Annotated in this window: 10 protein-coding genes; all 10 read right to left on the reverse strand. The window is 49.4% G+C overall.

What is annotated here, in order from left to right; genetic code table 11:
* Nucleotides 1–1,314, reverse strand: coding sequence for a polymorphic toxin-type HINT domain-containing protein (locus Pla110_RS20150; RefSeq protein ID WP_231742671.1), 1,314 nt, complete (start codon nt 1,312–1,314; stop codon nt 1–3).
* A 501-nt stretch (nt 1,315–1,815) separates the two neighbouring features.
* On the reverse strand, nt 1,816–2,883 hold the full coding sequence (locus Pla110_RS20155; protein WP_144998603.1) for an integrase core domain-containing protein: 1,068 nt from the start codon (nt 2,881–2,883) through the stop codon (nt 1,816–1,818).
* A 106-nt stretch (nt 2,884–2,989) separates the two neighbouring features.
* Nucleotides 2,990–3,670, reverse strand: coding sequence for a phosphatase PAP2 family protein (locus tag Pla110_RS20160; RefSeq protein ID WP_197440332.1), 681 nt, complete (start codon nt 3,668–3,670; stop codon nt 2,990–2,992).
* A 57-nt stretch (nt 3,671–3,727) separates the two neighbouring features.
* A complete protein-coding gene (locus Pla110_RS20165; RefSeq protein WP_144998608.1) occupies nt 3,728–3,967 on the reverse strand; it encodes a hypothetical protein in 240 nt (79 codons plus the stop codon).
* A gap of 215 nt (nt 3,968–4,182) precedes the next feature.
* On the reverse strand, nt 4,183–6,246 hold the full coding sequence (locus tag Pla110_RS20170) for an LTA synthase family protein (RefSeq protein ID WP_144998611.1): 2,064 nt from the start codon (nt 6,244–6,246) through the stop codon (nt 4,183–4,185).
* 85 nt (nt 6,247–6,331) lie between these two features.
* Nucleotides 6,332–7,045 carry a protein-tyrosine phosphatase family protein gene (locus tag Pla110_RS20175; protein ID WP_144998614.1) on the reverse strand — a complete coding sequence of 238 codons (714 nt, stop codon included), beginning with the start codon at nt 7,043–7,045 and terminating at the stop codon, nt 6,332–6,334.
* Between the two features lie 168 nt (nt 7,046–7,213).
* The gene (locus Pla110_RS20180) at nt 7,214–8,365 is read right to left on the reverse strand and encodes a M56 family metallopeptidase (protein ID WP_144998616.1); all 1,152 of its coding nucleotides are present in this window, start codon (nt 8,363–8,365) and stop codon (nt 7,214–7,216) included.
* Entirely contained in the window at nt 8,359–8,733 is a 375-nt protein-coding gene (locus Pla110_RS20185; RefSeq protein ID WP_144998619.1) for a BlaI/MecI/CopY family transcriptional regulator, read from the reverse strand. Before Pla110_RS20185 ends, Pla110_RS20180 begins: the two co-directional genes overlap by 7 nt.
* Nucleotides 8,734–8,766: 33 nt before the next feature.
* Nucleotides 8,767–9,714, reverse strand: a complete 948-nt coding sequence (locus Pla110_RS20190) for a DUF1559 domain-containing protein (protein WP_144998622.1) — start codon at nt 9,712–9,714, stop codon at nt 8,767–8,769.
* A 284-nt stretch (nt 9,715–9,998) separates the two neighbouring features.
* Complete coding sequence (locus Pla110_RS20195) at nt 9,999–10,946, reverse strand: flotillin-like FloA family protein (RefSeq protein WP_231742682.1); 948 nt, start codon at nt 10,944–10,946, stop codon at nt 9,999–10,001.
* Nucleotides 10,947–10,963 lie beyond the last annotated feature (17 nt).

Here is a 10,963-nt window from a genome sequence, read left to right on the forward strand (position 1 = left end):
CTAGTTTAACCCTTGTCCAAACAACCAGTTTGCTATCAATTCGACACCCTCAGCAGGACTTACGTCTAAACCTAACACATGCTCGCCATTGGGAGACCGGACATCGAGCCGAATGTCATCAAGTCCTCTGTATGCTTGCCGATATGCTTCGAGTAATTCGTCATCAGTGCCATTGAATTCTCCTTGACGAGGACCAATAAATTCTCGCTCAGCGTTATGTAACCGCCAATGATCATATCCTGGATCGTCACCTCTGGAGAAAAATGTCGGGCGAGTCTTATCGCTTCTCGAAACCTCAAATGGTCTCCCGATAGATTTACGTATAGCAGGAACATGATGGCCAGACACTCCCACGTTGAGTCGAGTACAATGATCCCCATTATGCACCAATACCCCGCCGGTGCCCACATGGTAAACATGTTCTCCCTTAACTTCTATGTTGTAAACAATATGCCGACCGGGGCGTAGGCGGATTTGTTCGACGATCGAGACGCCAGCTAACGTCCGAACCCTCTCGTTGAGGTTCAGTTCATCTGCCCGAACGAACTGCTGTCGGTCTTCGGACCAGAAGGGGTGATTCGGGGTGGAACCGAGAGCGACTGGTTCGGAAGCAATTTTCACATCGATGATCGAAGCGTTCTGGTGCTTGTACGTCGCCGTGATCACTTCGCCGTCACCGGGAGCAATCGGTGGGCAGAAACTGATGTCGAGGATCTCGGCATCACCATCGATCCCGCACTCCGGGACGGAAATGTAGATCGAGTGACCGACGCGGGCCGACTGCTCCTCTATCCATTCGACCGGGCGAAGCATCTGGATGTCGGACCAGGAGCCATCTTTCTTCGGCGCCTTGAGCGTCATTAACTGCCAGGTCTTCGGATCCACTTCGGGAAGGCTGGTGTCGTATTCCTCCCGGAGCGGGTTGGTGCCAACCGTCTTCATGCCAACTTTGGCATCGCCCATATTGATTGTAGCGTGGGAGTCGTGCGACTCGGTGGAAGCGACGGACGCTTGTAGTTCCGGTACCGTATCTGGCCCCGCGTTCGGCCAACAGAAGAATCCCCCAATCAACCCCCAGAGAATTAACCACAGGGTTGCCAGTGACCAGCGTTTACGGGAGTCGGGTTTTCTGACAGCAGTAACAGAGAGTTTTTCTCTCGATTGGCTTTCATGAGCTGGATTAAGAGCGTCCTCAGCGTAATCTTCTATATGTAAAGAGGAATGATTTGAAGTGTCGTACAAAGCTTCCTCTTCATCGTCTGTAGAATCGTAATCGCTAAACAAGCTGTCTACGGCATCGAACCTGGCTTTCATGAGACTCTCTTCCGATTCCATCGAATTGTGGTCTTGAGTTATTGATGTGTGAATTCGTTTCTTTTCATCATGATGTTTACGGGAATTTCTTGGTTTCTTCAGAAGCCAAGAACCTCCGACTCCTATCAGGATTGTAAATAATAGTGGGAATTTAGATTCATTCTGTTCGGTTTCAACCTGCTGGAAAGCCATCATTTCGTTTGTTAGTAATAGAGATTCGGAAGTGACAATCAGTGGAGTCTCATAAACAAAACAACCCGTTTGGGAGGTATTTAGCAGAACGCCCGCATCATCCATGACATCATCGCGTATCGTAAATTTATTCAGCCGACGTTGAAAACGAGTGATTCCAAGCGGTTGTGTTACTGACAAATGATGGATTTCGGACGAGAATCGTTTTGCGGTCAGTAAAGCAGTATCGGATTCGACACGAAAAGCATCATCTGGGCGCAGCGGTAGCGCGGATTGACGCAAGATTTGGAGTTTATTAGCGAAGTGGTTTCACGCCGCGTCGCGGTAGTAATACTTGAGCAGACCGCCGAGACGTTCACGGCATTCAACCTTGCCGGCGACGCATCCGAATTCCTCATCTGGTTCAATCAACTGATTGTCGAGTCCCTGATGGTTTCTCTCGGAATGATAGTGAGCAACGTATTCCCGCAATACTCGTTCGAGGGAATGTTTGCCGAAGAAGATCATCTTGTTCAGGCATTCCGATTTCAGACTTCTCATGAATCGTTCGAGATACGCATTCATGTTGGGACTCTTCGGAGGAAGTAGCACCGGCTCAATCTGAGTCTGATCGCTCAGAAACGAACGCAGGGGTTGAAAGCTGGTATCACGATCAAGAATCAAATGCGTCGCGTTTTCGAGGAAACCGTCACTGCCCGTCAGGTTGCGTCCAACTTGAGTCACCCATTGCTTATTCGGGTTCGTCGTAATCCCCGCGATCTCAACGCGTCGTGACTTCAACTCCATCACCACCATGACGTAGAACGTCGTCAGACCGGTCTTCGTCCAGACTTCTACCGTGGTGAAGTCAACGGCGAATATCGCTTCCCAATGAGCTTTCAGGAACGTCTGCCAGGACATTGAAGCGGGACGATCTGGGGCATGCTCGATACCGTTCGCCTTCAGCACATTCCGCACGGTGGTGTCGGTGATGTGAAAACCAACATTGGACAAAGCACCCTGAATTCGATCAGCTCCCCACGTGGGATTCTCTTTCGCAAACCTCAAGATCAGTTCGACGATCTCCGTTCGAATACGAGGTCGACCAACTTGTTTCTTCTCCGACGAGTAGTCCCATTTCCTGGCAATCAACTCCCGGTGCCAGCGGAGAATGGTATCGGGAGTGAAGATCGCGCCGAGTTCACTTAGCAACTTCCTACCAAGCTGCTTTCCTTTGACCGCCAGGCGACGACGCTCGTTATCGTTCAGCAGGACCCGTTTCTTGCCAACCTTTTCCCGGAGGATGCTATTTTCGGTCTTGAGGTATTCAATCGCCAATTGTTGTTCACGATTCACCCAACTTGCCAGAGCGAATACCAGCAGGTGCCAGGGCTGCATCACAAATTCCATCTAATCAGTTACCAAAGTGAAGGGGAGGGTTACTTTGGAACTATAGCCATTCTCTGAACCCTGGCACTCGCGAAACGTGTATCGCTGACAGTCTTCACGACCGGTGACAACGATTGTACTGAATGCGGCGGCGAGCGTTGCTACCAACTTGTCTGAGAACACATGCCGTCAGAGTTTCACAGCACCCTTGATTTACAGTGTCTTGAGTTCGGCTAAGTTTTTTTACGGTACGGGAATCAGTGCTGAAGACAGCCCGTGTGGCCAGCCAGGCGAAACCCCAACCGAGAAACGCTTGCGAAGCGTAATGGTGATCGTCATTGACACGGGAGAATGCAGCGAGCGTCGAACCGCCGTAATATAGAGTTTGCAACCAAGGCTCGTCCGTCATCTTTGCAGCGGTCAGGAATGGGATCGCTCCCATAAAACTATGCCCGCTCACACCGTTGTTGTCCTGAAGCGGATTCCAATTTGATTTGTAGGTCGCTTCTCCAGGTCGCGAGGCTCCTGTGACGCGCTGTGCGAGCAACATGGGGGGAGCACCAACCGCAAATGCCCGCAGAGATCGTTCTCCCCAAGTTCCTGCAAGAGCCGCCCGTGGATCCTCGTCGAAGACCTCACCAACCATCCAGGAAGCTGCAAACAGGGGTAATGTGTAATATCCATTACCCAGTTCCTTTTGCGCGTGGAGCATTTCAAACCAGTCATCGGATGTCGCACTTCGTATGTTCTGCTGAACTTTATGACGTAGTTTTTCATCGATGGATGAGTTCGCCATAAGCGCACCACCAATAAGGCCGAAGGTCATCAATTCTAAATTCTCGCTGGAATAAAACTAGTAATGATCTTCAACTACGCGATCAAACAGGGTGACATCAGTAGTTCCGATGTCGGGAGGCATTTCATATTCCAGCTGATCCGTTGAACCTAATGTCATAGGGGAATGGGGATCATGATTCTCGAACAGCTTTTCCGGTTCGATTAATGACAAGCTGTTGGATTCAATTGAAACGGTTACCAGTGGCAATTCCTGATCAACGTCTTTAGATCGCTCGAATACTGATTGATGACGCAAGTCTTTTCGGTATTCCGTTCTTCGACGAGTTGTCGCTAATTGCGGGGAGCGCGCTCGAGCAGAAAAACAGCCCGTTAGTAAGAATACCAGCAGCAGTCCAAACAGAAATAGAAATTGTTGCGAGTGAGAATGCATAGAGAGAACAGTTCGTGGACACAGAATAAAATTCGGAGGGCTTGAGAGATTGTTGTCTGGAAAAGTAAATCGGATTGAAATTAATCTTTAACATCGGGGTACCAGCGGTCTTCGTAGTAAAGCTGATAGCCTGACTGAAAACAGGCCGCGGTATTGGCCAACATTTCGGGACTCATTTTTGACTGCTGATTCAAGTCATGAGAATCGGGCTCATATTGAAACTGAGTCGCTTGCTTTCCATACCCGAGTACGAGCATCCGGTTTTGTGCGTCCAGTAACGCTACGTCGTGGTTATGCTGCATCAGGGCCCTTCCTTCCTCAGCAGGTATATTCAGAACATCCTGTCCAAGAAACACGGACTGATACACGCCCCCCAGTTGTCCCATCACCGTCGACGGGATGTCGAGTGAGCAACCCAGAGTGTGACAGCGTGTTTCCGCATGCGTAACATCAGGGTGAATCATCAATACGGGTACCTGGTAGGAACTCATGGGAAATGACTGGCTGCCATAAACGCGGGCACCGTGATCTCCCATCACGACGAAGATCGTGTTTTTGAAGAAATCATGTTGCCTGGCTTCTCGGAAGAAGTATCCCAGAGCCCAGTCCGCATATTTCACTGCGTTTTCGCGTGATTGTGCGTTTTCCGGGATGCGTCCTTCCGGATAGGTATAAGGTCGATGATTAGAAACCGTGAGTAGCGTTGCGAGAAACGGTTTTCCTGAGTCATGCAGATGATCAAGTTCCCCGAGCGACTTGCGAAACAAATCTTCATCACTGACTCCCCATGCATTGGAAAAAACAGGGTCCTCGAAGTCCGACTGTTCCCGGAACTCGTTGTATCCATTAGACGTCATAAAAGAGCGAACACCGTCGAACAGCCCTCGACCAGCGGTCATGAATAATCTCTCATATCCACGTTCTTCCAGAACATTCGCAAGGGTGAATACTCGCTCGGAGTGGTCTCTTTTCAGAATAGATTCCGTCGGAATCGGAGGCATCGAGGTGTGCACGGCCTCCAGAGCCCGCGATGTTCGGTTACCTGTCGCGTAGAAATTGTCGAAGAGAATCCCAGACTTCGATAGCTCATCGAAATTCGGGGTCAGTCCTCGGTCATCTCCCAGGACTCCGACGAAATTCGCACCGAAACTCTCTTCGAGAATGAGAACTACGTTGTAGTCCTGCTGTGGTTTGCCAGTATGCACTAATCGATCAATGGGATTCGTTGAGAACTTTGATAGCTCATCCTCTGGACGAACGGCAATTTGCCGTAGACGTGTCTCCGCTTCTTTCTCGTCAAGCGAGATATAGTTCTGGTCGTATTCGAAATGACAAGTCCACGCGTAGTAGACGAAACTGTACATCCCATTCCAGCTGCACTCATTTGTGATCCGGTTTTTCGTGTATTGGGCACTAGTGGAATCCGTGGTGAACCAGAGCACCGTGATCGCTGTCAAACAGCAGCCTAGAAACCCGAGTCGTCGTTGAGTTGGCAACGGCATGGTCAACATCCGATTAAAGTGACGACGGGCAACCAGCCAGGGAAGAATGCCGACGAGACCAATCGCAATCAACAGATCAATAAGTGGATAGGACTCCCAGATGTTGCAACATACTTCGGTGGGATAAACCAGATATTCGAATGCGATGTAATTCAAACGCGATTGAAACTCATCAAAGAACAGAAACTCAGCCACGCACAGGAAAGGTAGAAAGAGAAAAGCAATCAACCATTCTGTCTCGATGAAGAAGCGGCTTAACATGCTGTTCAGTCGACTTTCTGGCCAGAGACTGAACTGGATAATTTGCGGAAGTGCAAAACAGAGAACGGCGAGGAGATCAAAGCGAACTCCGGTAACAAATACATGTGCAAATTCGCTCAGAGACAGGCTTCCAGGTTCCGCCATCGTCAGCAATAGTGTCAGTCGTAATGACGTCAAGTACGCGAGCATGACGCCCAGCATGACGAACGTGATTTGGTATCGACCTGAATATGCTGCGAAGCGCATGTAGATGACATACAAGCTGTTACTTAGACGTGAAGCCGATGACTGCGGTCTTAAATCAATTGCGACGTTCCCGCCGGATTCAGAAGTTGAAATGGAATGGGGAGTCTCAATAGAGGGAGATGTTAAACTCGACATGATAGAGATGTCCTGGACAACGGTGGGGGAGTACTAAAGCAAATTACAAAGAGATGACGGAAGAGGTCGCACCATGCGATGCGGCTCATTCGATGGCCTTTGAGGGACTGTTCTGCTCGTCCAATAGGGGGATGTCCGCGGGGTTCAAAGTCATTGATCCCGTGCCCCGTAATCTCTCGGCCAGTTCTCGCCGGTTTTGATTCAGAAAAGGAATCAGCTTGACGTTCACCGACTCGTTCCAGAATCCAAATTGCTGCAGTGCATTGAAGACGTTCCTGGTGCTTTCGCCACGTACATGCAGTTTGTACATGGCGAGCACGCCGCCCGTACGCTGAAGGCCAGCGGCACAGTGAACGAGAACACGCTGGTGATGTTCAATGGCATTGTCGATGCAATGAACCGCCGCAGCGTATATGTCGAGATCACCTGTGCCATCGCCCTTCAACGGGAATCGATGGTGTTCGATCTGCAACTGGTGACAGGCATTCAGTTCGGCCTGTTGATCCACATTTCCCGGCTCCCAGCTTGTGAGATCAACGACGACATCAATACGGTTCTCTTTGAGTACGCGTGTAACCAGCGAATTTGAAAGTTGACCACTGCGATAGAGCTCCCCCTGGTAAACTTCAGCCCACCGTTTGGGGAAGTACTGGTAATAAAATTGTTTTCGCCAGAATAGTGTGAGTGCAGCCACTATTAAGATGAGCAAAAGAATTCGAGTTAGAATTCGTACAGTCCAGATCTGACTTGGAACTGAATTCAATAAATTGGGTGGGGCATCGGTAAGAGAAGTCGGCATCCTTGCCTGCTCCTTTCAATTCTCCATTTCGAGACGAATGAAGAGATACTAAAAGTTTAGGATTAAAGGTTAAAAAAACAGATCGGTACGTGCGGGCATCAAAACCAAACCGGGTGTAGATTCGTGTCCGAAAGAATTAGTAGTTGTGTGGAAATAAAAAGCACGCTGCTACTCCCGTGTTTTGCGTTGCTGCGAAAGGTGTTCTTTCATTTCATCCAGTTCTGTACGTTGGCTGAAGATTTCAAAGTCGCGGGCGGGGACGCCCAGATCATGGAGAACGCTTGCCGACCATTTGGGCCAGGGGGACCAGTTGGAACGTGTAGAAGCCAGCACGTTGAGGGGCAACCAGAACCAGGAGATCAACAGGCTAAACGAAACGAGGCAGATCATCGCAATGTGACATGGCAATTGAGCTCGTATCGATTCGCCGTTGGCAGACGCAAGCATTACAAGCCGTTCGGCGCGACGGGCGATTGCCTGTCTTCCACGGCTGAAGTTAAGCGACGATGGCAGATTGTCCTTATGGCTGGTCGTGTACTCTACAATAGTCAACAGAGTACGCAGATATTCGACAATCTCCTGCTTTGTTTGAATGGCTGCTTCATCACAGGCAAACTCTCGATGGAGGTCTGATTTTCGGGTAGCCCACCAGACAAGTGGGTGGAACCAGAACAACGCTTCTACCAGTCGTTGCAGAAACAATTGCAGCGGATGGCCAGTTTGCAGGTGCTCAAGTTCGTGTCGAACTATGTATTCGATACTGGTCGGTTCAAAGCCAATCAAGTATTCGGGTAAGACGACATAAGGAGAGTGGAATTGCCAGCAAAATGGTGTCGTGACTTCCGAACTCACCAGCACCTGAATCGGACGATTCTTCATAAATAACCGGTTGAAATTATCCTGACTGTCTAACAGAACCTGGTAAAGTTCTTTGCCTGCCTTTGAATGCTGTTCGAGTTTCTGACATCTTTTAAGGAATCGATGAATTAAGCAGAACCGAAACGCCATCAACATTAATGTAGCGACGAACCCGATCAACCAAATCAGTAACAGAGCCTGTCCACTCTTTTGTTCAAACTCAGCGAGTGTAACCAAACTTTCTGTGCTGAATGATTTCCAGGGATGGAACAGCCGAGGGTGAGGTGCCGCCACTGCCAGGCCAACCAGCAGTAGAATCAATGCATAAGAGCACGTCCAGAGACGGCATCGCTTACGCTCTTCACGAATAAGTTGATTCAACCCCCAGGTTAGACCGACGACAAACGTAATCTGAACGGAAAGGGTGATCGCTGTTTCCAGAAAATGCAATGAGTTCAACACTGCTCCTCCAGTTGCGAAATTGCTTCTTTCAGTTCTCTGATTTCATCGGGTGATATGGTTTTCGGATCCATCAGGCTCAGCATGAGGGATTTCACTGAACCTCCGAAGAGCCGGTTGGTCAAATCGCCCGCCATGGAGCGACTCACTTCTTCTCGGCTGACAGCGGCCTCGTATACATAAGCGCGTCCACACATTTCCTTTCGCAATACACCACGAGTCTCATCCAGGATTTTCAGCGTCGTCATTACCGTGGTGTATGCAAGGGGGCGTTCGAGTTTATCGACCACATTCTGAACAGTCGCTTTGCCGAGTGCCCACACGACATCCATCACTTCGAGTTCGCATTTAGTCAGTTGTAACTGAGACATTGAATGGTTCCTATTGATTTCTGCAACTGCAAGTTAATCTTCGAGAGTAGATGCGTGAATGCTTGAGTACGTGTCGTCCTGCCGTTTTGACAGCGATCTGTAAAGAGCCTGATCAATGTTTTCTGAAACCATCTCGACGTGTCCATCGCCCCAGAGAAAATTGACTCCCCCGGGATGGCGACTCGTGAATTCACATTCATCACAATCGACGCAATTAGGGGAGGTCATCGCGCTCCCAACCAGTCGACAGACCGCATCCTCTCCTCGTGCATCCACCCCTAGCCACGTGGAAGGAACAGTCGCCATCGTGCGTTCTCCAATAATGATGGTATTACTCAAGCCACGTCTGAACTCGACGAATCGGACAGCTTTGGTGTCCAGGAATGCTCCATCCCCTTTGGGTACGGGGTAACCGTCATCAGCCTCGATCGTTCCAAAAACGCCTAGATAATTCGTCGTGGGCAATTCAAACAACGGAGTCGGCGATTCGGATGTGCTCTCCTCATCTTCCTCATACAACATGAAAGTCTTGTTTGTAATATCAGACGGACAGAGGAAGGTAGCGACTGAGCAGAACCGAGCGTTGACATTCTGAGGATCTGATAAAAGACGATCTGAATGAATTTGTTCATAAACGGCACGCAGCTCCATGAAACTTAACAGCGGTACCGACCAGCCATATGCCGACTGCTCCGTTTCTTCCCATTGAAATCCGGGGGGAAGACTGCGGTTGAGTTCATGATACCCCTGCAAGGCTGTTCCCAGTTGTCGCAACTGGTTTTGGCATTGGATCCGCCGTGCTGATTCTCTGGCGGAACCGAGAGAAGGTAATAGAAGCGCAAGAAGCACAGTCACAATGGCGATGACCGTGATCAGTTCCAAAACGGTAAAAGCACGCCGACAACGCGTCCTGCTTATTGAAGCGTTGTCGCACTTTAACCAGCAGATCTGCAAGCGTTGTCTGAAGGATCGATCATCCATTGACCCTGTTCTTTCATCCCTGAAAAGTGAGTGGAATCTTTCCGTTTGTTTCTACTAAGAAATCAGTAATTGCGTCAATCCCAATTCCTGAACTTAATTGCAAATGGCTTAACCTGACGTCGTTAGTGAATTATTACGTTACGGTCTCGCAGATGCCTTAATTTGTAGTGTTTTCAGTTCGGCTGAGTTTTTTTTACGGTACGGGTCCAAATGGCCTGGGTGACAACAAGCGATTCGGTATTTTCAATTATGATCAACTGGTATTTGTTTTAACGATTAGAGGATCAGATTCGGCTTTGATTCGTATAGCTCCGCTTTTCCTTCCCTCGAACTCGAGAAGATCGCAATGGATTATCCCGAAACGCAAATGCGACTGCTGACGGAATCTTCGATTCTTCAAGAACGAGTTGCGCCTCATGTTCTTTCGTTAGAGCAACCATTTCCTGTTGTCGCGCCACTGCCATGGCACGCCGTTTCTCAGAAAAGGCGAGGGCGATGCGAATATCGGCATTGGCCTGGTCCAGTTGCAACCTGGCACCGATGTTGTCCCCGATATCGATGTCGGCTATGTCGATGGAGACAATTTCAAAGGAGGTCTGTGAGTCCAGTCCCTGCGCAAGAACTTGCCTTGAAATGATTCCAGGGTCAGCCAGTATCTCCCGATAGCTTCCACAGGCTCCTATTGCCGAAATGATTCCCTGGCCTACTCGTGCAATTACAGTTGCTTCGGTCGCTCCTCCCACTAGTTGTAAGAGGTTGGTCCGGACAGTCACCAGCGCCCGGACCTTCAGTTGAATCCCATCTTTGGCAAATCCATCAAGCGTGCTGAGCCCTTCAGATTCCTGAATTGGACAGTTAATGACTTTGGGATTCACACTGATCTGGACCGCTTCCAGAATGTCGCGTCCCGCTAGATCAATGGCTGCGGCGGTGTCCCAGTCGAGGGCAATATTGGCTCGTTGAGCGGAGATCAATGCAAGCATAATACGGGGTACATCTCCCCCAGCCAGATACTGAGCTTCAATGGCGTTGGTGGAGATCGTAGTGAGTCCCGCCTGAACTGCCATCACTTTAGATCGTACGATCACTTCCGGATTGACTTTTCTGAGCGACATTAAAAATAAAGTCAACAGCTTTATGCCAGTGCCTGTAACGTAAGCCTGCAACCAGAGGGACAGGTATCGGGCCAATAAGAGCAAAACTCCAATGACTCCCGCTGCTGCTACTATCATCCAAAACCAGAACATTG

Origin of the sequence: Polystyrenella longa (assembly GCF_007750395.1) — a bacterium.
Lineage (GTDB): Bacteria > Planctomycetota > Planctomycetia > Planctomycetales > Planctomycetaceae > Polystyrenella > Polystyrenella longa.

Bases quoted from the DNA above. Each gene is read 5' to 3' on its own strand.
- Pla110_RS20190 (WP_144998622.1), bottom strand. From the start codon at position 9,714: ATGGATGATCGATCCTTCAGACAACGCTTGCAGATCTGCTGGTTAAAG.
- Pla110_RS20150 (WP_231742671.1), bottom strand. From the start codon at position 1,314: ATGAAAGCCAGGTTCGATGCCGTAGACAGCTTGTTTAGCGATTACGAT.
- Pla110_RS20185 (WP_144998619.1), bottom strand. From the start codon at position 8,733: ATGTCTCAGTTACAACTGACTAAATGCGAACTCGAAGTGATGGATGTC.
- Pla110_RS20170 (WP_144998611.1), bottom strand. From the start codon at position 6,246: ATGTCGAGTTTAACATCTCCCTCTATTGAGACTCCCCATTCCATTTCA.
- Pla110_RS20155 (WP_144998603.1), bottom strand. From the start codon at position 2,883: ATGCAGCCCTGGCACCTGCTGGTATTCGCTCTGGCAAGTTGGGTGAAT.
- Pla110_RS20195 (WP_231742682.1), bottom strand. From the start codon at position 10,946: ATGATAGTAGCAGCAGCGGGAGTCATTGGAGTTTTGCTCTTATTGGCC.
- Pla110_RS20160 (WP_197440332.1), bottom strand. From the start codon at position 3,670: ATGGCGAACTCATCCATCGATGAAAAACTACGTCATAAAGTTCAGCAG.
- Pla110_RS20175 (WP_144998614.1), bottom strand. From the start codon at position 7,045: ATGCCGACTTCTCTTACCGATGCCCCACCCAATTTATTGAATTCAGTT.